Origin of the sequence: Actinomyces sp. HMT897 (assembly GCF_016626125.1) — a bacterium.
Classification (GTDB): domain Bacteria; phylum Actinomycetota; class Actinomycetes; order Actinomycetales; family Actinomycetaceae; genus Actinomyces.
Map to the genome: position 1 here is coordinate 1,888,673 of NZ_CP067336.1, position 23,229 is coordinate 1,911,901.

General features: G+C 72.6%; 14 protein-coding genes, 1 tRNA gene and 2 pseudogenes. 7 read left to right on the forward strand and 10 right to left on the reverse strand.

Features of this window, described 5'->3' with window-relative positions; genetic code table 11:
* Positions 1–605: 605 nt before the first annotated feature.
* The 4 genes from JJJ15_RS07435 to JJJ15_RS13465 all read right to left on the reverse strand — a co-directional run bounded on the left by JJJ15_RS07435 (position 606) and on the right by JJJ15_RS13465 (position 3,948).
* Positions 606–694 (reverse strand) — tRNA-Ser (locus JJJ15_RS07435).
* A 62-nt stretch (positions 695–756) separates the two neighbouring features.
* Positions 757–1,212: a tRNA adenosine(34) deaminase TadA gene (gene tadA, locus JJJ15_RS07440; protein WP_200511986.1), complete on the reverse strand. Its 456-nt coding sequence runs from the start codon at positions 1,210–1,212 to the stop codon at positions 757–759.
* Between the two features lie 85 nt (positions 1,213–1,297).
* The gene (locus JJJ15_RS07445; protein ID WP_200510317.1) at positions 1,298–2,704 is read right to left on the reverse strand and encodes an FtsX-like permease family protein; all 1,407 of its coding nucleotides are present in this window, start codon (positions 2,702–2,704) and stop codon (positions 1,298–1,300) included.
* A complete protein-coding gene (locus tag JJJ15_RS13465) occupies positions 2,701–3,948 on the reverse strand; it encodes an ABC transporter ATP-binding protein (RefSeq protein ID WP_281433014.1) in 1,248 nt (415 codons plus the stop codon). The genes JJJ15_RS07445 and JJJ15_RS13465 overlap by 4 nt, the downstream gene beginning before the upstream one ends.
* A 529-nt stretch (positions 3,949–4,477) precedes the next feature.
* Between JJJ15_RS13465 and JJJ15_RS07455 the strand changes: the two genes are divergently transcribed.
* The 3 genes and pseudogenes from JJJ15_RS07455 to JJJ15_RS13600 form a co-directional block, all read left to right on the forward strand.
* Positions 4,478–5,920, forward strand: coding sequence for a histidine kinase (locus JJJ15_RS07455; RefSeq protein ID WP_246741961.1), 1,443 nt, complete (start codon positions 4,478–4,480; stop codon positions 5,918–5,920).
* Between the two features lie 303 nt (positions 5,921–6,223).
* Positions 6,224–6,550: pseudogene (locus JJJ15_RS13595) on the forward strand (response regulator transcription factor); the annotation flags it as partial.
* A 513-nt stretch (positions 6,551–7,063) separates the two neighbouring features.
* Positions 7,064–7,261, forward strand: a pseudogene (locus tag JJJ15_RS13600) (helix-turn-helix transcriptional regulator); the annotation flags it as partial.
* A gap of 93 nt (positions 7,262–7,354) precedes the next feature.
* On the opposite strand, the gene JJJ15_RS07470 reads toward JJJ15_RS13600, so the two are convergent.
* Positions 7,355–8,767: an ABC transporter permease gene (locus JJJ15_RS07470; protein WP_200510318.1), complete on the reverse strand. Its 1,413-nt coding sequence runs from the start codon at positions 8,765–8,767 to the stop codon at positions 7,355–7,357.
* A 21-nt stretch (positions 8,768–8,788) separates the two neighbouring features.
* The gene (locus tag JJJ15_RS07475; RefSeq protein WP_246741963.1) at positions 8,789–9,550 is read right to left on the reverse strand and encodes an ABC transporter ATP-binding protein; all 762 of its coding nucleotides are present in this window, start codon (positions 9,548–9,550) and stop codon (positions 8,789–8,791) included.
* Positions 9,551–10,012: 462 nt separating this feature from the next.
* Here JJJ15_RS07475 and upp point away from each other — a divergent pair, with 462 nt between their 5' ends.
* Complete coding sequence (gene upp, locus JJJ15_RS07480) at positions 10,013–10,651, forward strand: uracil phosphoribosyltransferase (protein ID WP_106110114.1); 639 nt, start codon at positions 10,013–10,015, stop codon at positions 10,649–10,651.
* Between the two features lie 229 nt (positions 10,652–10,880).
* Here the strand turns inward: upp and JJJ15_RS13090 are convergent, their stop codons facing one another.
* Entirely contained in the window at positions 10,881–14,261 is a 3,381-nt protein-coding gene (locus tag JJJ15_RS13090; RefSeq protein WP_281433015.1) for an ATP-dependent helicase C-terminal domain-containing protein, read from the reverse strand.
* Positions 14,262–14,570: 309 nt separating this feature from the next.
* Here JJJ15_RS13090 and JJJ15_RS07495 point away from each other — a divergent pair, with 309 nt between their 5' ends.
* Positions 14,571–15,320, forward strand: coding sequence for a TetR/AcrR family transcriptional regulator (locus JJJ15_RS07495; RefSeq protein ID WP_200510319.1), 750 nt, complete (start codon positions 14,571–14,573; stop codon positions 15,318–15,320).
* A 279-nt stretch (positions 15,321–15,599) separates the two neighbouring features.
* A complete protein-coding gene (gene pulA / locus JJJ15_RS07500) occupies positions 15,600–18,797 on the forward strand; it encodes a pullulanase-type alpha-1,6-glucosidase (protein ID WP_200510320.1) in 3,198 nt (1,065 codons plus the stop codon).
* Between the two features lie 955 nt (positions 18,798–19,752).
* Here the strand turns inward: pulA and JJJ15_RS07505 are convergent.
* Positions 19,753–20,214 (reverse strand): very short patch repair endonuclease, encoded by a 462-nt coding sequence (locus JJJ15_RS07505; protein WP_200510321.1) that lies wholly within the window; start codon positions 20,212–20,214, stop codon positions 19,753–19,755.
* A gap of 441 nt (positions 20,215–20,655) precedes the next feature.
* Between JJJ15_RS07505 and JJJ15_RS07510 the strand changes: the two genes are divergently transcribed.
* Positions 20,656–21,387 (forward strand): glutamine amidotransferase, encoded by a 732-nt coding sequence (locus JJJ15_RS07510; protein ID WP_200510322.1) that lies wholly within the window; start codon positions 20,656–20,658, stop codon positions 21,385–21,387.
* A gap of 336 nt (positions 21,388–21,723) precedes the next feature.
* Here JJJ15_RS07510 and JJJ15_RS07515 read toward each other — a convergent pair whose 3' ends face one another.
* Positions 21,724–22,014 (reverse strand): hypothetical protein, encoded by a 291-nt coding sequence (locus JJJ15_RS07515; protein ID WP_200510323.1) that lies wholly within the window; start codon positions 22,012–22,014, stop codon positions 21,724–21,726.
* A 174-nt stretch (positions 22,015–22,188) separates the two neighbouring features.
* Entirely contained in the window at positions 22,189–22,980 is a 792-nt protein-coding gene (locus tag JJJ15_RS07520; RefSeq protein ID WP_200510324.1) for an ATP-binding protein, read from the reverse strand.
* Positions 22,981–23,229 lie beyond the last annotated feature (249 nt).

Here is a 23,229-nt window from a genome sequence, read left to right on the forward strand (position 1 = left end):
AAGCGCGTACAAAACCTGCACTGCCCCTCAGCGCCTATTACGCGTAGCGGTCCCGAACCGGCCTGGGAGGGGCTATATCCCCCCTCTCTCTCGTCGTCAAACGGTGTCGTGTGCTCGGTCTGCGTGTCGGTCGCTGGTTGTGTGTGCTCTGTCGTCTCGTGTTCTACTGCTCGCGTGCGTGCTCGTGTAGCTGGTGTCGTGTTGCTGTGGCTGCTTGTGTGTGCTCTTCTGGGCGCGTGCCGACCTCTTGGTCGGGTGGTGTGGTGCTGGGCTGGCCCACGTCGCTCTCGGCGCGTCCTGAGGGCGTCTCGTGCCGGGGCCGGCTGCCCGTGCGCTCGCGGATTCGACGCCCTCTCCCTGTGAGGGGGTGTCGAAAGTGTCGAATGTGTCGAATCCGGTGGGGCCGCGAGCGCCGGGGCAGCGGCCTCGAACGCCTGTTCGGTACCCGCCGGTGCGTGGGTGGTGGTGGCCGGCTACAGGGGACCCCGCCCGGGCTCGCCCGTCCTGACCCACCAGGGCCCGTCCCGGTGTACCGCGTACGTACCGCGCGCTACGTGCGTCGGCCCCCGGTACCCGACTTTTCGTTGGGATACCGGGGACCGTGGTGGCGGTAGCGCTGGGATTCGAACCCAGGGTGGCTATGAACCACACAGACTTTCGAGATCTGCACCTTCGGCCGCTCGGACACGCTACCTCGACGGCCCAGGGTACACGTCCTGTCCCGGACCGCCCAAACCCAGGGACCTGCGACCTCAGTCACTCTGCGGGGGCCGGGGTGTCGAGGCGCCGGGCGGTGAAGAAGTCCTGCAGCAGGGCGGTGGACTGCCTGGCCCGCAGGCCTGCGACCACCTCCACCTGGTGGTTGGTGCGGGGGTCGCGCAGCACGTCCCGTACGCTCCCGGCCGCCCCCGTCCTGGGCTCCCAGGCTCCCAGGACCACGCGCTCCAGGCGGGCCAGCAGGATGGCGCCCGCGCACATGGTGCACGGCTCCAGGGTCACCACCAGCGTGCATCCCTCCAGGTGGGAGTCCCCCAGGGCCGCCCCGGCCGCGCGCAGGGCCAGGATCTCGGCGTGGGCCGTGGGGTCGTGCTCGGCCTGGCAGGCGTTGGCGCCCTGCGCGAGGACCTTCCCGCCGGGTCCCAGGACCACCGCCCCCACCGGGACCTCTCCGCGCTGGGCCGCCTGTGCCGCCAGGGCCAGGGCCTGGTCCATGGCTGCGCCGTAGCGTCTCTCGACCACGTTCACGCCCCTAGCCTGTCACGTCAGGCGGACGTGCACCTTCATTCTGAAAGCGGCTCTAGTCCCGTGAGCGCAGCTCGGCCGCCAGGCTGAGGGCGTGCCCCGCCTGGACCCCCGCCAGGACCACCGCCGTGCAGGTCGTCACCAGGCTCGCCAGGGCGACCACCCCTACCTCCAGCCACGGCCCCCGGTCCAGGACCTCACCCAGGGGCAGGGACATGCTCCGCCCCAGGAGCAGCAGGGAGAGCCCCGTGACCACCAGCCCCAGGAGCGTGGCGGTCACCGCGTGGACCGCCCCCTCCAGCACCTGGGCGGCACGGACCTGGGCCACCCTCGCGCCCGCCGCCTCCAGGAGCGCGGCGTCGCGACGCCGTCGGCTGGCCCCCAGGGCGATGACCGCCACGCCCCCGGTCCAGGCGGTGAGCAGGGCCGGGCCGAACATGGAGCCCATGCCCTTTGCCGTCACCCCCGAGGCGCCGCCCGCCTTGAAGCCGTAGAGGAGCCCTACCAGGCCGATCGCCACCAGGAAGGGCATGACCGTGGTGCTGGAGCGTCGTGCCTCGTGGGCGGCGCTGCGGCGGGCCAGGAACCAGGCGGTAGGGTCGGCCAGGCCCGTGGCCGCCAGGGGCCGCAGGACCACGAGCTCGACGGCACCCGTCCAGACGTTCTCCAGGAACGGGGTCACCCAGGGCACCAGCAGCACGACGAGGGTGAAGATGGCGAAGGAGCCTCCGACCGTGGCGGCGATCGCGTTCTCCGAGCCCGGCTCGGCCCGGCCGCCCGCCACCCAGGCGGCCACGACCCCGGCCGCCACGGAGCCCAGGAGCACCAGCCGCGTCGTGGCCCCCAGGAGCCGACGCCACCAGGGTCGTGGCTCCCCGGCGCCGTCGCGCAGCAGGGCCAGGACCTCGGTGCGGGCGGAGCGGTGCACCGCCCTCAGCCCGCCCAGGACGGCCGTCCCCGCCGTCACCGCGACCAGGATGAGCAGGTCCCGGGGCGCGGCCGCCGGCGTGGCCGAGGGCAGGATGACGCGCTCACTGACCAGCATGGAGTGCAGCGGGCGGACGAGGAGCAGGCCCAGAGGTGTCCCCAGGAGCCCCGCGAGCGCCCCCAGGACCGCCAGCTGCCCCAGGAGCACCGCCTCCAGGATGCCGGGACGCATCCCCAGGGCACGCCACAGGCCGTGGTCGTACCGGTGCTGCTCCACCGCCAGGCGGGTGGTGGACGTCAGGACGCTCGCCCCCGCCAGGGCCGTGGTGCTGATCGTCCACGCCACCAGCGTCTGGGCCGAGGTGCGCATGGTGGCGGCCTGGGGCGCGTCTCCCAGGGCGGTCGCGGCGGCCAGGGCACCGCGCTGGATGACCAGGACCGCGGTGGCGCAGGCGGAGACGACGGCGCACACCACCGCGGTCCACACCCAGGTCCCGGCGTGGCGGCGCAGGTCGGCCAGCAGGAGGCGGGTCATGAGTCGGCCCTCCCGGTGGTGAGGGCGTCCGGGGACTCCCCCCGCGGGGCGACGGCGCTGCCGGTCCCCTCGGCGGTGAGGGCGTCCCCGGGCTCGGGGCCCCTGGGTGCCGCGCCCGGCGCCACTGCGTCAGGGCCCGACTCCGAGGTGGGTTCGGGGTTCCCGGGGGCCGGGGCGGCCGGGGCGGACGCCGGGGAGGCCGGGGCGGACGCGGGGGCGGGGGTGGTGCCGGCTCCCGGGGCGGCTGCGTCGACCGGCTTCCGGCCCTGGGCGCGCAGGACCGCCGCGGAGACCGCCGTCGGGTCCCCGCCCGCCAGCTCCTCGACCACCCGGCCCGCCGCCATGACCAGGACCCGGTCGGCGCGGGCCGCGGCGGCGGGGTCGTGGGTGACCATGAGGAGCGTGGCCCCCTCGGCGGCGATCTGGTCGAACCACTCCAGGACGTCCTGGGAGGCGGCCAGGTCCAGGGCGGCCGTGGGCTCGTCGGCCAGGACGATCTGGGGGCGGGCCGCCAGGACCCGGGCGATAGCGACCCGCTGGCGCTCACCGCCGCTCATCTGGGAGGGCATGTGGCGGGCCTGACCGGCCAGCCCCACCCGGGCCAGGGCGGCGTCCACCTGCCCCCGGCGCAGCCGCCGGCCCCGCAGGCGGCCGGGCAGGGCCACGTTGTCGCGGGCGTTCAGGCAGGTGACCAGGTTGTCCTCCTGGAAGACCATGCCCACGTGCGCGGCCCGGAAGGAGGCCAGGGCGCCCGGCCGCAGGGCCGTCGTCTCCCGGCCCAGCAGACGGACCGAGCCCGAGGTCGGGTGGTCCAGGCCCGCCACGCAGGTCAGCAGGGTCGACTTGCCGCAGCCCGAGGCCCCGACCACCGCCGTGAAGGAGCCGGGTGCCAGGTCCAGGTCCACGCCCGCCAGCGCCACCACGCGCTCGTGCCGACCCGGCACCGGGAAGGAGCGCGTCAGGGCGCGCACGCTCACGCTCACGGCCCCGCTGGCCGCGCTGGCCGCGCCGGCTGTGCCCGGGGTGGGGGCGCCCGGTGCCGGAGCTGAGCCGCCCGGTGCCGGGACGGTCCTGCTGGCGGGCTCCCCGGCCGGGGGCGTGTCCGCGTGGGACCCTGCGTAGGGCGTGTCCACGTAGGGCGTGTCCGGGGCGGGAGGGGGCCAGGCGGCCCCTGACCGGTGTCGTGGTCGGGGCTCGGTCGAGGGCGGGACCCAGGACGAGAGGGACTGTGCTGAGAGAACCATGAGTCCAGTACATGCCGCCGTCGCGCGGTCGTCACTGGTCCTGGCTCCCCAGCTGGGGTCGGGTGGGGTGGTGCTGGGATCCACCTCCTGGCTGGAGGACCGTGGGGCGCTCGTGGAGCCAGGTGGAGTGACGTCGCCCTGCGGAGCCGTTAGCGTCATTGGCGTGTCCGCACCGAACTCGTCAGCTACCGCACCTCCTGCAGCCCCTGGGCCGAGCACGCCCTCGGCAGCTCCGATGTCCGCCAACGTCCGGGAAGGCGACGGCGTCGACGCCAGACCAGTTGAGGCACCTCATGCCCCCACGGGTAGTGGGTCAATGGCCTTGTCCCCGGCCACCGGGCCGGCCTCCCCGGAGCCAGCTGACCCGCCCGCCACCGGGCCGGCCGATGGTGGTGGTGTACTCCAGGGGAACGTCCCGGCCTCCCCGCCAGTCACTGGGCCAGTCTCCTCGGAGCCGAGCGACCCGGCCGTACCAGCTGACCCGGGTGCTGACGGTCCTGACAGGCCGCCCGGGATCTGCACGGCCCAGGTGCGTTCGGCGTCGCGTACCAGGATCGTCCTCAATGAGCTCCTCAACGCCGTGGTCTGGATGCCGCTGCTCATGGTCATGACCCTCGGCGTGTTCCTGGTCCACCTCACCGTCCCCGCCCTGGCCCAGGCGGAGCGCTGGCGGGCCCGGCGGCTGGGCGCCCCCGCCACCAGCGGCCGGGCGGCGGGTGAGCGCCTGGCCCCCTGGATGGCCGCCCGGGTGACCACCCCCGGCTTCTGGCGCTCGGACCTGCCGGTCGCGGTGGCCGGGTTCCTGCTGAGCACGGTCAGCTTCGCCGCGGCCTTTGCCGGCGGGATCATAGCCGTGGTGCTCGTGCTCATGCCCTTTGTCGTCTCCCGCAGGTCCCCCGCGGTCATAGGGAGGGCCACCGTCACCTCCGGGCTCGAGGTGTGGTGGACCCCCCTGGTGGGGGTGCTGGTCCTGGTGCTGGTCCTGGTCGTACTCCTGGGGGTCGGGGTACTGCGGCTGCGTGTGGTCACCGTGCTGAGCCGGGACCGGGAGCGGGAGCGGGCCGAGGCGCTCGCGGCCGAGGTCGGCAGCCTCCAGCGAGGACGGGCCACGCTCGTGGACGCCTTCGAGGCCGAGCGGGCCCGTATTGAACGCGACCTCCACGACGGTGCCCAGCAGCGCCTCACCGCCCTGACCATGGGCCTGGGGGCCGCCCAGCTCACGGTATCCCGGCTCGAGACCGGCCTGGCCGGGGGTGAGGGGGCCAGCGGGGCAGAGTCCACCGGGGCCAGCTGGTCGTCCGGTGGACCGGCCGGGACCGGTGGACTAGCCGGGGGCGCGTCCGTTACCGGTCACCTTGACGGGGCTGCTGGCGCCCGCGCCGGGGAGAGGCCGGGGGCGCGGCCCACGACCGGCGTCCGTGCCGGCGACGGTGCCGGGGACGCGGCCCACGACCTGACGCCGCTGGTCAGGCAGCTCAGTGCCCAGCTGGAGGCCGTCCAGGGGCAGGCCGAGGCCGCCCTGGCCGACCTGCGCGCCACCGTCCGCTCCGTGCGACCCGTCGTCCTGACCGAGCGGGGCCTGGTCGCCGCCGTCCGTGAGCTCGCCGCCACCAGCGGCCTGGAGGTGGAGGTGGACTGCCAGGGGGAGGACTCCGCCATCTCCTCACCGGTGGCGACCGCCGTCTACTTCGCCCTCGCCCAGGCCCTGGCCAATGTGGCCGCCCACGCCGGGACCCGGCAGGCACGGCTCTCACTGGTCTGCTCACCCACCGGGGTCAGGGCGGTGGTGGCCGACGACGGCGTCGGCGGCGCGGTCCCGGGCCAGGCCCGGTCGGGCGCCGGTGGCACCGGCCTGGCCGGGATGGTCCAGCGCCTGGCCACGGTCGGCGGCAGCCTGGAGGTGGACTCACCGCCCGGGGGCGGGACGCGCCTGGTGCTGGAGGCCCCGGCCCTGCCCCCGTGGGCAGAGTGATCCGGCCTCGGTACCGGGGCGGCATCGTCGGCCTGCCCCCGTGGGCAGGGTGAGCCCGGGCGTGCAGCGGCGACGTACCCTGGTTATCAACAACGTACCTTAGTCATTGGGGACGTACTTCTAGGGTACGTCCCCAATGACGATGGTACGTCGCCGGTGACTAAGGTACGTCCCCGGTGGTCGGGGCCTAGGGCAGGGTGGCGTGCCCGCGTCCGGCCCGGGGGCGTGGGAGCAGGAGCAGTGAGGCTGCACCGACGAGAGGGCGTGCCCGCGTCCGGCCCGGGGGCGTGGGAGGATGCGGGCATGAGGATCGTGCTCGCTGACGACGCCGCCCTCCTGCGTGAGGGGCTGGCCGGGCTCATGACCGCAGCCGGGCACGAGGTGGTCGCCCAGGCCTGTGACGCCCCGGAGCTGGTGGAGACGGTCACCGCCCTCGGTGGGAGCGGCGAGCTGCCCGACGTCGTCGTCACCGACGTGCGCATGCCCCCCACCCGTACCGACGACGGCCTACGTGCCGCCCTGGACCTGCGCTCCCGCTTCCCCGGCCTGCCTGTGGTGGTCCTCTCCGCCTACATTGCGGGCGCCTACGTCCGTGACCTCCTGGCCGACGACGCCGGGGGCGTGGGCTACCTCCTCAAGGAGCGGGTGGGGCGGGTGGCCGACTTCATGCGCTCCCTGGAGGTCGTGCGCTCGGGGGGAGTGGTCGTGGACCCCGAGGTGGTCAGCCGCCTGCTCGGCCCGCTCCGCCCGCGTCATGACGGGGGTCCGGGGGCCGAGGGCGTGGAGGCCGATGCTGGCGGTGTGGGGGCTGGCACCAGCGGTGCGGGGGCTGGCGGTGTGGTGACCGACGCCGGGGAGCCGGGAGCTGGCACCAGCGGTGCGGGGGCTGGCCTCGGGGGGCCAGAGGCCGGCGGCCGTGGCGCGAGGGGGCCTCGGGGGTCCGGGGGCCTGAGAGGAGCCGGGGATACGGCAGGAACCGGAGGGGCGGCAGGAGCCGGGCCGGGTGGTGGTGCAGGCGGTGGTGCGAGGGCCAGTGCGGGCGGTGGCACCCGGGCGCGGCGACTTGGCCCCCGGCCAGCGAGCCCCCCGCCTCAGGGAGCCGTGGACCAGGAGGCCGCGGCGGCGTCGGTCCTCACCAAGCGGCTCACAGCCCGTGAGCGGCAGGTCCTGGCCCTCATGGCCGAGGGCGCCTCCAACCCCCAGGTCGCCGCCCGGCTCTACGTCTCCGAGGGGGCGGTGGCCAAGCACGTGGCAAGCATCTTCCTCAAGCTCGACCTGCCGCCGGGGGAGGAGAACCGGCGCGTGCGAGCCGTCCTGACCTGGCTGCGGGCCAGCACCTGAGGGGCTGGCAGGCGCCGCAGACGTTGGGACCGTCGGCAGCATTGCGGGCTACCTCCTGAGGCCTGGGACGGCGTAACCAGGCCCGCGCAGGCCTCACACGGGCTGGCGGAGCCGGTCCATGACGGGGCGGCGGTCGAGCTGGGCGGGCAGCCAGGTGGTGGCCACGGCGAGCACGAGCACCACTCCGATCACCGGTGTGAGCGTGTCCAGCGGCAGCACGGCGAGGAAGGTGCTCACCCCGCCCCCGGAGAGCAGGGCGGTGCCGGCGGCGCTCAGGACGGTGGCGGCCAGTCCGAACAGGATGCCGGTGACGGCGTAGATACTGCCCTCCAGGATCGTGGTGGTCGTGAGCGTGGAGCGCCTGGCCCCGATGACACCCAGCAGGGCGCCCTCCTGGCGCCTCGTGGAGCCGACCATGGCGATATTGGCCACGCCCCCCACCCCCGAGATCGCGAAGATCGGCACGGCAATGGCCAGGAACCCGCTGACGCCCTCAGTGGAGCCAGCGGTCCGGAAAGCCCCGACGACGGTGTAGACGACCCCGGTCATCCCCACGGCGATGCCGAAGGGGACGACCGTCGTCAGGCTCATGGTGGAGCGGTGGCGCGCGTTGGCCCGCGCGGTGAACCAGGCCGGGCTGCGTCCGGGGACCAGGGCGGTCCAGCCCGTCAGCAGGGGCCGGATGGTCCAGTTGGGGACGCACAGGGCAGCGACCATGACGAGCAGCACAATGCTGCCGCCAAGAGCCTGTGTGAACCCCTTAATGCTGCCCATCTCCTCGAAGGCGGCAGCCGCCTCAGGCTCAACCCCCTTGACGAGGCCAGCGAGCTCTGTCGGGCCGACCAGCGCGATCACCAGGGCGAACGCGGCCCCCACCACGAGGGTGCCCGCGACGACCCACTGCCAGGCACGGGTGCGGGCCACAGGGGTGGCGGCCTCGCGCAGGGCCTGCATCTCAGGGGTGGAGGCGGCGCGACGGGCCGCGCCCAGGCCACCCAGGAGGCTGAAGGCGGTGGTGGCCCCGACGGCCAGGGGCACGGCGAAGAAGGGCACGACCACGGGCATGTCGGTGGGGTAGATGTGGAGGTCGCGCCAGGTGAGCAGGTACCAGCCGGTGGCCGGCAGGGCGAGGAGGGAGCCGAGCAGGCCGCCGAGGAGGCCGACCGCGCCGACCTGGGTCAGGATAATGCTGCGGACACGCTGGCTCGGGACGCCGACAATCTTCCACAGGGCGTGGGAGCGGGCCTGTGCGGTCACGGTCAGCGCGAGGGTCGTGGAGACGATGAGGGCGACGGACAGGCCCGCGTAGCCGAGCAGGCTCGAGCCCACGACGTGCGTGGCCGTGACGTACTCCGAGGCGTCGGCCTGGGCGGTGGACCACTGCAGAGCGCTCCACCAGGAGGTGATAATGACGCCGATGAAGACGCCGCCGGTGGTGGACACCAGGAGCGACCACAGCCACTGACGGGCGTGGTGGCGCAGGTCCTTCCAGATGAGTGCGGTCATTGGGAGTCAGCCTCTTTCCTCTCAGCGGCCGGGGGCCTGAGCGGGCGGGCGTGCGGGCACGCGGGTGGAGTGGACCAGCTCGGCGATACGGGCGGCGTCGTGGCTGTCGGACCAGGCGAGCAGGTGACCCCCGCCCATGACCGCCACGGCGTCGGCCCGGGCGGCGGCCTCGACGTCGTGGGTGACCATGACGACGGTCGTCCCGCGCTCGGCCAGGCGACGCAGCCAGTCCAGGACCACCTGCCCGGCGTTCAGGTCCAGGGCGCCGGTGGGCTCGTCGGCGAAGACGATCCTGGGCCGGGTGGCCATCACCCTGGCGATCGCCACCCTCTGGCGCTCGCCGCCGGAGAGCTGGTGGGGCCTGAGGTCGGCGCGGCCGGCCAGCCCCACGGCCTCCAGGGCGGCCACCGCCTGGCCCCCGCCCAGGGGGTGGCCGGCCAGGCGGGAGGGCATGGAGACGTTCTCGGCGGCGGTCAGGGAGGCAATGAGGTTGTAGTCCTGGAAGACGAAGCCCACGTTGCGGCAGCGGAAGGCGGCGCGCCTGGCCGGGGCCAGGGAGGTGATCTCCGTACCCAGGAGACTGACCCGCCCGCCGGTGGGCTCATCCAGCCCCGCCATGGTGTGCAGCAGGGTCGACTTACCCGACCCCGAGGCGCCCACCACGGCGGTGAAGCTGCCCGTGGGCAGGTCGAGGTCCACCCCGTCCAGGGCGGTCACCCACACGTCCCGCCGCCCGGGGACCTCGTAGACGCGGGTCAGGCCCCGCGCCGAGACCGCGCTCACCGGGACACCCCCGTCAGGGGGCGCGAGCTCGTGCTCCGGGATCGGGACGACCCGGTCTCGCGCGGCTGTGTACAGTGGGCTGGGGGCGAGGGTCGGAGGCTCAGGGTTCTCATGTGCCAACCGTTCCACCACCGGTGCACCCACCTCGATCCTGCTGGCAGGACAACCGGGGTGGGGCTGTCCCCACCCCCGGTGGTACTTCCCGCGGTGGTCGTAATCGGCCGAGCCCAGGGACGGTGAGGGCACCCCCACGTACTTATGCGTTCGGGCAGCCGGTCAGGAGCCGAGCCGGGGGCCGCGGGGGCGCCCGTAGCGGTCCGGCACGGCGTCGTGCGCCCGGGGCCGGTGCCGGTGCGGGAAGGAGGCAGGGGGCGCCAGCGCTACCTGCTGGCACCCGGTTAAAAGGCCCTGACCAGGGCAACAGCCCGTGGGGGCCGGTTGCGGCCGGGTAGGCTTGTCCTTATGCGTCTTCACGTTGCCGACCACCCCCTCATTAACCACAAGCTCTCCGTCCTGCGCGACGCGGCCACCCCCTCAGCGGTCTTCCGTCAGCTCGTCGACGAGCTTGTCACCCTCCTGGCATACGAGGCCACCCGTGAGGTCCGCACCGAGGACGTCGCCATCACCACCCCGGTGGCGGTGGCGCAGTGCCGCCGTATCGCCCATCCCCACCCCATTGTGGTGCCCATCCTCCGCGCCGGTCTGGGCATGCTGGAGGGCATGACCCGGATGCTGCCCACCGCCGAGGTCGGCTTCCTGGGGATGAGGCGCAATGAGGACACCCTGGAGGTGGAGACCTACGCCAACCGCCTGCCCGACGACCTCTCCGGCCGCCAGTGCTTCGTGGTGGACCCCATGCTCGCCACCGGACACACCCTGGTGGCTGCTATCGACTACCTCCTGGAGCGCGGCGCCCGCGACGTCACCGCCGTCTGCCTCATCTCCGCCCCCGAGGGCCTGAGGACCGTGGAGGCCGCGGTCGGCGGGCGCGCCAATGTCACCGTGGTGACCGCCGCCGTGGACGAGTGCCTCAACGAGCACGCCTACATTGTCCCCGGGCTGGGCGACGCCGGGGACCGCCTCTACGGCATTGTGGACTGAGGAGGGGCCGCGCGGCCTCATAGGTCCCCGCGGCCGGGGGCACCGTCTCCACGAGGTTGGTGCACCGGTGCCCACATAGGTCCCCGCGGCCGGGGAGGCGCCTGGCCACCGTGGCCACCGGGCAGGGCATGGACCGTAGGTTCCCGCGGCCGGGGGGCGCAGTCTGGCGGCGGCCTGGCGGGTGGGGATGGTGCGCGTAGGTGCCCGCAGCCGGGGGGCGCAGGCCTCCTCAGGAGGCCCGACGTCGCCCGGTCCCCCGGGTGGCGGGCGCCGTCCAGGGATCCTGCGGCCAGGCGTGCCGCGGATAGCGCCCCCGCAGCTCGGCGCGCACCTGGGCGTACCCTTGCGCCCAGAAGGAGGCCAGGTCGTCGGTGACCGCCACCGGCCTGCGCGCCGGGGAGAGCAGGTGGATGAGCACCGCGACCCGGCCCCCGACCACCCGCGGGGTGGCGTCCCACCCGAAGCACTCCTGGACCCGCACCGCCAGCACCGGCCGCTCCAGGGGCGTGCCCGCCCCGCCGTCGTCCTGCGCGTACGACAGGGGCACCTGCGAGCCGGAGGGCACCTGAAGGCGCTCGGGCGCGAGCTCGTCCAGGCGTGAGGCCTCGGGCCAGGGCAGGAGCGTGCGCAGGGCCGCGGTCACGTCCAGGCGCGACAGGTCCGGGCGCCTGGCGCTCGCGGCCAGGGAGGTGACGGCCGGGGCGAGCCACTGCCCGGCCTGCTCGGTCAGGGCCTCCGGGGAGACGTCGGGCCAGGGGGCTCCGAGCGTGCGGTGCAGCAGGTCCAGGCGTCCGCGCAGCTGGCGCGCCCGGGCGCTCCACGGCAGGATCCCCAGCCCCTGCTCCGCCACCGCCCGGGTGACGGCTGCCGCGGCCTCACGGGGGGAGGGGCTGGGGCCCGGGGTGGTCGTCAGGGTGATGGCGCCCAGGCGACGCAGCCGCTCGCTGCGCAGCCGTCCCGACTCCCAGCGGGTGCGTGTGTCCTCAACCAGCCAGGCCCCGGCCACCTCCAGCGCCAGCGCCTCGTCGACCGGGACGGCTGCGCGCACCAGCGCCTCGGCGCGGCCCGGGGCGCGGTCCACGTCCGCCACTGCCAGCCACTGGCAGGAGGCCAGCGCCGAGGTGGCCGGCAGACGCAGGCCGACGCCGCCCACGCTCGCGTAGACGGCCTCGGTGCCGGGGGAGGGGGCGGGGCCACGACGCCGTGCCAGCCACTCCGGGTGTGCCAGGGCCACCACCAGGCCAATGGCGTCGTCGCCGGTCAGGGGGTCGGTGCTGGCTGGGGGGTTGGCGCTGGCTGGGTGGTGAGTGGGCGGAGTCCCTGATTTGGCTGGGCTGCTACTGGTTAGGCTGCTACTGGCTGGGCCGGCGCTGGCTGATCTGCTGTTGGCTGGGCTGGTGCTGGTTGGAGCCGCCGAATTAGCGGGGCGTGTACTGACTATGTCCTGGGTGCTATCCGGGCGTTGAGTGTCTGAGAGGTGGGTACCAGCTGGGGGGTTGGTGGGTAGAGTCCCTGATTTGGCTGGGTTGGCGCTGGCTGGGTTAACGCTGGTTGGACTGCTACTGGCTGAGCGGCTGCTGGTTGGACTCTCACTGGCTGGGGTCGCCGAGCTGGCCGATGGCCTGGGACCCGGTGGGCTGCCCTCCTGCCCGGGGTCCTGGGGCAGGGCGAGCGGGACCTCGCGCAGGGCGCGACGGGCGGCCTGCTCCAGGCGCCTGGCCTCCTGCCGCCAGGCGCTGGCCTGGGAGGCGTCCTCTGCGCCCCGGGTGCCTGACCCGCTCGCTTCGCCCTGGGGAGCGCGCCTTTCGCCACCACCTGGGGGCCTGCCGCCCCGGTCACCACCTGGCCCACCAGCGCCCGACCCACTGGCGTCCGCCCCCGTCCGACCCGCCCACCTGCTGGCACGCAGCCCCCTGGCCAGGGCCGCCAGGTCCCCGCCCCGGGCCCGCAGCCCGGTGGTGAGCAGGGCCGTCACCTCCGCGGCCCGTCGCACCCCCAGCCGGGGCGAGGCCATCAACAGGGCCCGGGCCTCACGCACTGGGGCCGGGAGCAGGGCCACCGCCCGCCCCAGCGGCGTCAGGGTGGCGTCGGCCCCCGTCAGCCCCAGGTCGCGCAGGACGGTTCGGGCGGCCGCGAGCGCGGCGGGTGGTGGGGCGTCCAGCCAGGACAGGCCCTCGCCGTCGGGCACGCCCCAGACCGTGAGTTCCAGGACCGTGCGGGTCAGGTCGGCGGTGAGGATCTCCGGGGTGGGGGCCAGGGGGGCGCGGGCCCAGTCGGTCGGGGTGCAGCAGCGGTAGACGGCCCCCGGCCCCTCCCTCCCGGCGCGGCCCGCCCGCTGGGTGCTAGAGGAGCGCGAGGCCCCTACCGTGACCAGCCCGCTCATGCCCCGGGCCACGTCCAGGCGCGGTTCGCGCGACAGCGTGGAGTCCACCACGACCCGCATCCCCGGCACCGTCAGGGAGGACTCGGCCACGTTGGTGGACACCACCACCCGGCGGCGTCCGGGGGCCGACGGCGTGAGCGCGGCGTCCTGCGCGGCGGCGGGCAGACGGCCGTGCAGCGGCAGGACGTCCACCTCCCCCAGGCCGTCGGCCGGGTCGCGGGCGGACAGCAGACGGCGCAGGCGGGCCACGACGTCGTCCACCTCCCGGGCGCCGGGGGCGAAGACGAGGACGTCGCCGGGGTCCTCATGCAGCGCCGTGAGCGTCGTGGCCGCGACGTGCGCCAGGAACTCGCGGGGCACGCCGCGCGGCCCCAGGCGCCCGGTGGTCCCGGGCGGCGGGGCCCAGTGCTCGGTGACCGGGTGGAGGACGCCGGGCACCTCCACCAGCGGGGCGGGAGAGCCCGGGCCGCCCAGCAGCCTGCGCAGGCGTACCGGGTCCAGGGTCGCGGACATGGCCACCAGGACGAGGTCCTCGCGCAGGGCGCGGGCGTCCAGCAGGAGGGTGAGCAGGAGGTCGGCCTCCAGGCTGCGCTCGTGGACCTCGTCCAGGACGACGGCGGCGGTCCCGGGAAGCTCGGGGTCGGCCTGGAGGCGGCGCAGGAGCAGCCCGGCGGTGACCACCTCGATACGGGTGGTGGGGCGGGAGACGTGCTCACCGCGCACCGCGTAGCCCACGTCCTGGCCCACCTCCTGGCCCAGGAGGCTGGCCAGACGGCGGGCGGCGGCCCGGGTGGCCAGGCGCCGGGGCTGGGTGACAATAACGCGGCCAGTGGCGGGACCGGGGCCGGTGGGGCCGGGGCTGGTAGGGCCAGTGGGCCCGGGGCCACCGCGTAGCGGGCCTGGTGCCGACTGGCGAGGGCTCCCAGGGCTGGCGGGGTCGGTGGGGCCGGGGTTGCTGGCGGGCCCGGTAAGGCCGCCGGTGGGCCCGCGGCCGGTTGAATCGATGGGATTGCGGCCGCCAGCCTGACTGGCGCGGTCGGCCAGGCTGACGGCCACCAGCGGCGGTACCAACGTGGTCTTACCGGTTCCCGGGGGCGCGGTGACCACCACCGGCCCGGGTGCGTCGGCCAGGACGGCGCGCAGGCGGTCCAGGGCGGCGACGACCGGCAGATCCGGTGGTGAGGCCAGCAGGGCAGCCAGGGGGTCGGGTAGGCGGTCCGGGCTCATGGTCTTATCCTCTCCGGATCCCTGCCGGACGCTGGCCGAGGGCTCACGAGTCGTTTCCGCGCACTCAAGTACCAGTCCGCGCACTTTAAGTACCAGCCAGTGGACGCGCCCCGGCCGCGGGCCGCGACAGTCCGTTTGGGGTGTCTGCCACAGGCACTGCCTCGGCGTCCGGGTCCCCGGTCGCGGCCCGCCGTCGGCTTCACGCCTGGGTCCCGCACTCGGGCCCATCTCGCCCAGAACCCCCTGGACCAGGGCAAACACCTCTTCCGGGTCCTGCGAAAAGGGCTCTGAGGCCGATAGGCTGATGCCATGAAGTCTCTCGCCACAGGGCCGCAGGTCTCAGCGCGTCGTGCCGCCGTCTACCGGCTGGTGGGGACCACTCCCAGCGAGAAGCGTGCCCACACCCAGGAGCTGCTCCTGGCTGCCGGGCGTGAGCTGGTGGTGGACAAGGGTATTGGTGCCGTCTCCGTGGGGGACGTCTGTACCCGGGCCGGGTTCACCCGCGGCGCCTTCTACTCCAACTTCACCGACATGGACCACTTCATTCACCGCCTGGTGGAGAACGAGTGGGAGGCCATGACGGCTTTTGTCGACGCCGCGGTGAGTGCGGGCCCCCAGGGGGGCTCCGGCGTCGACCGGACGCCCCGGGCCGACGCCGACCTCCAGGCTGGCGCCGACCCCCGGGCTGGCGCCGACCTCCCCCAGGCCCTGGTTGACCTCGCCGGGCGGCTCATGGAGGTCGTCCCGGTGTCCCGCGAGTTCTACTTCCTCCAGAGCGAGTTCATGGCCTACCTGGTGCGCGACCCCGAGCGCCGCTCGGCCCTGGGCGACGGCTACAAGGTCTTTAAACGGCGTCTCGGCACGGTCCTGGAGACGGAGCTCGCCGCCGTGGGGCGCGAGTGCATCCTGTCGGTCACGGACACCACCGAGCTGTTCCTGGCTGACGTGGAGCGCTCCATGCGCCTGGGGCTCATCCACGACGACTCCACCCTGGCGGCCTATGTCGACCGCACCCTGGCGGTCATCCTCCTGCGCCTGAGCCAGCCGCTGAGGCAGTGAGGCGGCGGGGATCCGGGGCCGCCCCGAGGGCCGCCCGGAGACCGTCGCGGCAAGGCGAAGGGCCGGGGGATCTGGGGCCGCCCGGGTGTGGCAGCAGGGTGTCGGGCCGTGGTACCGGGTAGAAAGGTCCTGGGCCGGGAGTGGTGCCGATGGCGGCCGGTCGCCTACCCGCCAGCCCCGTCCCGTGGCCCCGCCGGACCGACCCGGGCGGCAGCCGAACGTTTCCTCCAGACCCCGATGACGTGCAAGAGTGCAGGGATAGCTGAAGAAAGGTAGCCAATGAGCCTACACGCAGGAGACCCGTCGTCCCCCCAACCCCCGACCGGGCCAGGTAACCAGCGTGCGTTCTGGCTTCGTCCGGGGCTCCTGGCCCTTCCGCGGCCTATGCTCTCCCACGGCACGTACCCGGTCCTGCACGCATGGTCCGACGGCGACCAGGGCGGCACCGAGGGTGGTGCCGGTCAGGGTGACGGCCCCGTCGTGCAGCGGATTCCGCTGGTCCCTGCTGGCGAGCTCACCCCGGACGTGGTCGTCGGCTACCCGCAGCTGCGCGGCTACTGTGCGCTGACGGCGGACATCTCCCGGCACCAGGCGGCCCGGATGCTCCGGGGCAGGCTCGTTGTCGAGCTCGGTCAGGCCGACCCCGAGGCTGTCGGGGGCACTGGCCGCCTGCGCCGTCAGGACGTCGTGCCTCAGGCCGGGCGGGCCGGTTCCGACGCCAGCCGACCCGGCGCGGCCACCGATCAACCCGGCCCAGATGCCGGTTTGGCCACCAGTCAACCCGGTCTGGCCACTGGCCCTGACGTCGGCCCAAACGCCGAGCGGAGCGCGGCTACCTCGCAGGCGTCCCCGGCGGCCTCGGTACCCCCGGCGTTCCCGGCGGCCTCGGGGGCTCCAGCGGCCTCGGCCGCGGCCTCAGCGGCTCCGGGGGCGGCCCCGGTACCGGACCCCACCCCCTGGCGTACGGCGTCGAGGGTGACCGGGGTCCAGATCTGGCCCCTGCTGGACCACCTCTACCCGGCCGCCGCCCGGCGTGACGGCCTGGCCCCCCTGGGCCCGACCTGGGCCGGTGCCCCGGACCCGGCGGCCAGCCCCTCCCTGGCCCTGTGGGCCCCTACCGCCCAGGAGGTCACCCTGCTGTCGTGGGAGACCGGCGACCCCACCGGCTCGGTCCCCCTGGTGGAGGGCGAGCCCCGGCGGACCCGCGCCGAGTCCCGCCCGGACGGGCGCTGGGAGGTGGGGTGCGGCGCCGTCGGGGCAGGGGCGCAGTACCTGTGGGAGGTACGGGTCTACGTACCCGCCACCGGGCGGGTGGAGACCAACGTGGTCACCGACCCCTACGCGCCCGCCCTGACCGTTGACTCCCGGCGCGCCGTCGCCGTCGACCTGCGCCTGGACGCCCTGGCCCCCCGCCAGTGGGCCACCACCCCGAGCCCCCGCGTGACCAGTGACGCCGCCCGGGCCATCTACGAGCTCCACGTGCGCGACTTCTCGGCGGCGGACCCCACGGTGCCTGAGGGGCTGCGCGGCACCTACGCCGCCTTCACCGTGGACAGCCAGGGCACCCGCCACCTGCGGGACCTGGCCGAGGCGGGCATGGACACCCTCCACCTCATGCCCACCTTCGACATCGCCACCATCCCCGAGGAGCGCTCGCGCCAGAAGGTCCCGGCGGTCCCCGCCTCCTGGGGCCCCGCGTCGGTGGTGCCCCAGCAGGCGGTGGCCGCCGTGGCCGACGAGGACGCCTACAACTGGGGCTACGACCCCTACCACTGGCTCGCCCCCGAGGGCTCCTACGCCACCGAGGGGCACCAGGACGGCGGGGCGCGGGTGGCCGAGCACCGTGCCATGGTCGGAGCCCTGCACGCCATGGGCCTGCAGGTGGTGCTGGACCAGGTCTTCAGCCACACCGCCGCCTGCGGGCAGGAGGGTCGCAGCGTCCTGGACCGGGTGGTGCCGGGCTACTACCACCGCCTTGACGAGTGCGGCCGCGTCCAGGGCTCCTCCTGCTCCAACAACGTCGCCACCGAGCGGGCCATGGCCCGACGGCTCATGATCGACGCCTGCGTCACCTGGCGCGTGGCCTACGGGGTGGACGGGTTCCGCTTCGACCTCATGGGCCACCACTCGCGCGCCACCATGGAGGCGGTGCGCGACGCCCTGGCCCGGGCCGACGCCGTCGCCGTCGCCCAGGCGCAGGCCGGTGACGGCGGGGCCGACGCCGCACGCGCACGCGGGCAGGGCGCACGCGGGCAGGGCGCACGCACCCGCCCCGCCCCGCCCGGGACCGACGCCGTCGCCGCGACCCTGGGGCCCGCGTCCCGTCCCCGGCAGCGCGCCTTCCTGTACGGGGAGGGCTGGAACTTCGGGGAGGTCAAGGACAACGCGCTGTTCATCCAGGCCACCCAGGGCCAGCTCGCCGGGACCGGGATCGGCACCTTCAACGACAGGGTGCGTGACGCCCTGCGCGGCGGGGGCGTGGCCGACCTGGATCCCCGGGCGCACCAGGGGCTGGGCACCGGGGAGTACCTGGAGCCCAACCGGTACGAGGCCCTGGACGTGGTCCGCCAGCAGGAGGACCTGGCCTGGCGTACGGACATTGTGCGCCTGGCCCTGGGCGGCAACCTGCGCGACCTCGTCCTGCCCGAGGAGGACGGGGTGTGGCGGCGCGGTGACGAGATCGTCTACGGCCAGGTCCCGGCCGCCTACGGCGTCGAGCCCGTGGAGAGCGTCAACTACGTGGAGTCCCACGACAACGAGACCCTCTACGACGTCCTGGCGGCCAAGCTGCCCGAGGGAGTCAGTCTGGCCGACCGGGCGCGCATGAGCACCCTGTGCCTGGCCGCCGTGACCCTGGGGCAGTCGCCCGTGCTGTGGCTGGCGGGGACCGAGCTCCTGCGCTCCAAGTCCATGGACCGCAACTCCTACGACTCCGGGGACCACTTCAACGCCATTGACTGGTCGGGCCGGGACAACGGCTGGGGTCGGGGTCTGCCGCCCGCGGCCTGCAACCGGGACTTGTGGATGGTGCAGTCCGGCCTGCTCATACGCGAGGACCTACGGCCCGGGCCCGAGCACATTACCCTGGCCCGGAAGATGGCCCTGGACCTGCTGAGGATCCGCCGCTCGACGCCGCTGCTCACCCTGGGGTCGGCCGACCTCATTAAGGAGCGGGTCTCCTTCCCCGCCCGCACGGGAGGGCAGCCAGGCTGCCCGCCCGGGGTCATTGTCATGCTCGTGGACGACGGGGCGGGCTCGGGGGACATCGACCCGCGGCTCGACGGGGTCCTGGTGGTCTTCAACCCGACGCCGCGCATGGTGGAGGTCGGTGCGGAGGCCCTGGTGGGGCGCAGCTTCCGCCTGCACCCGGTCCAGGCGGCCGGGGCCGACCCCCTGGTGCGGGCCACCGCCTTCGACATGGGGACAGGCTCGGTGAGGGTGCCCGGCCGGACCGCAGCCGTCCTGGTCGAGTCCTGAGTGTCGGGCCCTGTCGCCCGTCTCCTGTAGCCCGTCTCCTCCGCGAGAACGGTACTTGTTCGTCGCGAGAACGGTACTTGTTTGCCGCGGACGGGATTCCCTGTCCTGATGGCCTTCTGGCGCCTGCAGGTTCTGAGGGCGGACCGCTTCTGCGGGCCCTGGCCCTCCGGTCGGGCCGGAGGTTGCTGACCGTGGGTGATGGGGCCTCTTGCGGGGTACGGTCCAGGGGTTGCTGGTCGTAAGGCCAGAGGATAATCAGGATGCGCGAGGTCTTTTGGCGCAATTATGGGCGATTATGTGGTGTTATATGTAATCTATCGCGCGTCTGCTGTCCTGTGCGCTGTGCGTGTCGCAATCTGAGGATCAGGGTGGAGGGCATCCTTGGCCGTACCAGAGCCCAGGCCTCTGACCTGCGTGGACATTGAGTGTACAAAGGTGGGGGCGGGGTGGGGCCGGCTCTGATCCTCAGATTGCGACAGAACGGTTGCCTGGTGCTACGCAGGCTTGTGTATAAACCTCCGAGTACCTGTTCCTCACGGGAACGGCAGTGTGTGCGGTCGTCTCCTAAGGGGGTGGTCGCGCTGCGACCAGGGCCGATTACCTGGGGTGGCGGCCGGGACCGGTCGTCTGGGGTGGCCGGCCTTGCCTCCGTTGCTGTGCTGACACGGATACCAGATTGCGTAGAGTCACCCGGGAGGGGCCCGTCCACTTCGTGCGGTGCCGGGTGTTGGGCGCGTCTCTTCCGCTCCGCCGTTGACCGCGGCACCGGTTGGGTCTGGCACCGGGTGCACGGGGCGCGCAGACTGGGATGGTGCCTATAGGGAGGCGGCGTGGTGCCGGGCGCCGCCAGCGGACTGCGTCTGCGCTTAGACGTACGGGGGAGGGTGGCCCTGCCTGAGCTGCTGGTGCTTACCGTCGGCCGTACCTGGACGTGCGAGGGAGGCGGCGTGGTCGCTCAGGAAGCGGCCCCGCGGCGTCGGCTGAGCTCAGCCAGGACCCGGGCGGCGGCGTCGGCGGGATCCTCGTGCTCCCAGACGCGCACGACGCTCCAGCCCAGCTCGGCCAGGCGCGCGTCGGTGTCGGCGTCGCGGGCCCGGTTGCGCTCGATCTTCCAGCGCCACCACTCGCCGTTGCGGTTGGGGAGGCTACCGTGCTGCGGGCAGCCGTGCCAGAAGCAGCCGTCGACCTCCACCGCCACCCTCCAGCGCGTGAAGGCGATGTCAACCCGACGCCGCGGCAGCCCGGGGACCTTGTACTGCACCCGGTAGCGCAGCCCCGCCGCGAACAGGCGGCGCCGCAGGGCCACCTCCGGGCCCGTGTCCTGGCGTGGCAGGCGCGCGTAGCGCTGGCTCACCGCCGCGTCCGACGGCGCCACCCGCTCGGGCTCGGGGGCCTGCCCTGCGCTGCTGGTACCCATACCGGGAATGGTACGCAGACCCGTGGTGCGGTCCCGTGGGCGGGGGCAGTAGCTCGGTGGATGCTGCCACCGGCGGATTGGTACAGTCCGTGGCGCGCGCCGCCCGCTGGCGGTCCTGCCCGAGTGTGGTCCCGTGGGCGGAGCGCGGCAGGCGGTGCGGTAGCCCGTGCCGCGGGTGCCCCTTGAGTGCGGCGGCATACCGTCACCGCTGGCCTGCTCGGTGCCCCGGGCGCGGGGATGCTGTTGCACCCCTCCCGTCCCGCGGCCACCGTATGTGCTCGGTGCCCCGGACGCGGGGCGTTCTTGAGTGTGGGGCGCGTCGCCCACCTGGTAGCACCGGGCCGTGCCCGCCTGAACGCCCTGCGGAGTGCCAGTCGAATGTCCTGGACCGCACTCCCTGGTCCGCACCGCCAGCGGGGCCGATCCTCTAGGCTCGCGCTTGTGAGACCCTTCCTGCTCCTGGCCACCCGTGCTGACGACGGACCCGCCGACGCCGAGTACGAGTCCTTCCTCACCTGTACCGGCCTGGCCGAGCGCGAGCTCGTCCGCCACCGTCTCGAGGCGGAGCCCCTGCCCGAGATCCGCCTCGAGGACTGGTCCGGGATTATGGTGGGTGGCTCCCCGTTCAACATGATCACGCCCGAGCACGCCAAGTCGGCGGTCCAGCACCGCGTCGAGGCCGAGGTCCGCGCCCTGCTCGACCGCCTGGTGGAGGCCGACTTCCCCTTCATGGGCGCCTGCTACGGGGTGGGCGCGCTCGGCCACCACCAGGGCGCGGTCATTGACGCCCGCTACGCCGAGCCGGTCAGCGCCCCGGAGATCACCCTGACCGACGCGGGCCGGTCCGACCCCGTGTGCGCCGGGATGGCCAACCCCTTCCGCGCCTTCGTGGCGCACAAGGAGGCGATGAGCGTCGTCCCGGACGGCGTCGTCGTCCTGGCCACGAGCAGCAGCTGCCCGGTGCAGATGCTGCGCGTGCGCACCAACCTGTACGCCACCCAGTTCCATCCTGAGCTCGACGGCGCCTCCCTGGGGCACCGCCTGAGCTTCTACACCGGGCACGGCTACTTCGCCGACGACGAGCTGGCGCGCCTCCAGGCCTGGGCGCTGACCCAGGACGTGAGCTCCTCCTGGGCGGTCCTGCGCAACTTCGTGGCCGTCCACGCCCGCTAGAGCGGCGGTGAGACCGGGGTGACGTCAGGGTGACGTCGGGGTGAGGCCCGGGTGAGGCCGGGCTGCCCGTCCTCAGGACGTTACGAGTGCAGTACCCGTATCCCTTGAGAGGCGAGGGCCAGACATTTCTCGAGTCCTGTCGTCCACTGCCTTAAGGTAGTGCAGCGCTGCCCCAGTAGTGCAGGGTGCGCGGGCACATACCCTGGGACGGGTGCGGGGGATTATGCATGGTCCTGGCGGTAGTGGGTGGTCGGTTCTGTCGCAGTCTGAGGATCAGAACTGTCCCCGCCTCGCCCTTTACTTAAGGTCGGTCGTCGTTCCGTCTTCTACTAACGACTAGCTACGCTCAGGAGGATTGATAGCCAGCAAGTATGAGATGCCACCCTGGTTCATGCAGTCCTGGGCGAGGTCGTGGATGTCCCAGTGGAAGTCGATGTTGGGCTCTGCGGCGTTAACGGTCACCTCGACAGGGGTGAAACGATGCAGTGGTGTTGAGAATCCGTCATAGTCGACACCATTATACTCAGTAAAGATTTTGAGTGGTTGCTGGCCGGTCCACTCAATGCCAACGCGCACATCGTACTCGTCGTTACCTGTCGCCTCGGCAGTAGCGCGGACAAGAGCCATGACATCAGCGATGCTAACTTCGATCGCTGACGACTTGATCTCCCAGCCCTTGTAGTCGTTGCGGCCACTCGGAAGACCTCCGACTACGGTTGCGAGAGTTGCTGAACCATTGTGGTGGATACTGAATTGTGATGTCCCTTGAAAGGATCCTGCGGTTGCGTCCGTGACAATCCATCACCGAAGACCAGGCCGCGGATTATAGTGGATAACAGCATCCAACGGGTGAATAAAGTGAGCGAATGGGTTATTAGCCTCGGTGTATTTTGTGTAGCTTGTTGCCAACTTTACAGTATTCGTGAGGATAACGCGTGCCTGGTCAAGGGTCAATCGACCGCGGAAGCTTGGAACGCGAGGGCGGGCGACTGCGATCAACCATGCGCGCTCACTGCAGTCACGCCCCGCAGCAACCTCACTGAATAGATTGCCCAGCGCCTCGGTCGCGTGACGTTGTTCGTTGAATCGAGCCCGATACATTGCCTCGATCTGACGTTCCTTCATCCACACGGTATCGGAGCCGTTGCGCATGGGCGCGCCAAAATAGTGGTTCCTGTAGATCAGATGCGGTCCGTCGAGACTTGCTGGTACCTCTACTACTATGGCAAGCTTGTCTCCAGATCCTAGCTGGTGCACAGTCAGGCCGAACACTGGCGGGGAGATGGCCGTGATCGCCGCGCTGAGTAGCGACCGCTCGTATCCTTCGTTGAACTCGCCAGCGTTGACCCTTTCAACCGCGGCCTTCTGTGATTCGCGCACACCGAAGATGATCACACCGCCACCGCTGTTTGCCATCGCGGCGACGTCCTTGGGAAAGTCCGACTGCGACAAGTCTTTGGCCTTAGGCAGCGCGGACTTCCAGTCGAGATCGCTCGTCTCAGTTACCCCGTTAGCCACGGCCTCGTCGAGTAGCTCATCTGTTAAGGGTGCTGGGCCAAGTCCGAGGGCGCGGTGCAGTGCGGTGAACGTCATGTCTCAAGTATAGCACATATATGACAAGACCTTACCTACTGTGAGTGGAGTTGCGCTGCTGTTCTGTCCATGGGAGCTGGAAGACTCGTTCGGGCTGCTAGGTGATGAAGAAAGGTCTTGACGAGATAGAGGAAGAGGTGCGTCTTAGTTCTCTCGTAAGAGGCCGGAGATGTTCAAGTTACAAGCGGAACAACGGTTGACTCACGCGTGTGAACCAAATATGTTTTGACGTTTCGACATTAATCCGGG

What these genes read in the sequence shown, in the direction of transcription:
- JJJ15_RS07515 (WP_200510323.1), bottom strand. Translation starts at nt 22,014, where the DNA reads ATGGCTCTTGTCCGCGCTACTGCCGAGGCGACAGGTAACGACGAGTAC.
- upp (WP_106110114.1), top strand. Translation starts at nt 10,013, where the DNA reads ATGCGTCTTCACGTTGCCGACCACCCCCTCATTAACCACAAGCTCTCC.
- JJJ15_RS07520 (WP_200510324.1), bottom strand. Translation starts at nt 22,980, where the DNA reads ATGACGTTCACCGCACTGCACCGCGCCCTCGGACTTGGCCCAGCACCC.
- JJJ15_RS07445 (WP_200510317.1), bottom strand. Translation starts at nt 2,704, where the DNA reads ATGACCCGCCTCCTGCTGGCCGACCTGCGCCGCCACGCCGGGACCTGG.
- JJJ15_RS07495 (WP_200510319.1), top strand. Translation starts at nt 14,571, where the DNA reads ATGAAGTCTCTCGCCACAGGGCCGCAGGTCTCAGCGCGTCGTGCCGCC.
- tadA (WP_200511986.1), bottom strand. Translation starts at nt 1,212, where the DNA reads ATGGACCAGGCCCTGGCCCTGGCGGCACAGGCGGCCCAGCGCGGAGAG.
- JJJ15_RS13465 (WP_281433014.1), bottom strand. Translation starts at nt 3,948, where the DNA reads ATGGTTCTCTCAGCACAGTCCCTCTCGTCCTGGGTCCCGCCCTCGACC.
- JJJ15_RS07505 (WP_200510321.1), bottom strand. Translation starts at nt 20,214, where the DNA reads ATGGGTACCAGCAGCGCAGGGCAGGCCCCCGAGCCCGAGCGGGTGGCG.
- pulA (WP_200510320.1), top strand. Translation starts at nt 15,600, where the DNA reads ATGAGCCTACACGCAGGAGACCCGTCGTCCCCCCAACCCCCGACCGGG.
- JJJ15_RS07470 (WP_200510318.1), bottom strand. Translation starts at nt 8,767, where the DNA reads ATGACCGCACTCATCTGGAAGGACCTGCGCCACCACGCCCGTCAGTGG.
- JJJ15_RS13090 (WP_281433015.1), bottom strand. Translation starts at nt 14,261, where the DNA reads ATGAGCCCGGACCGCCTACCCGACCCCCTGGCTGCCCTGCTGGCCTCA.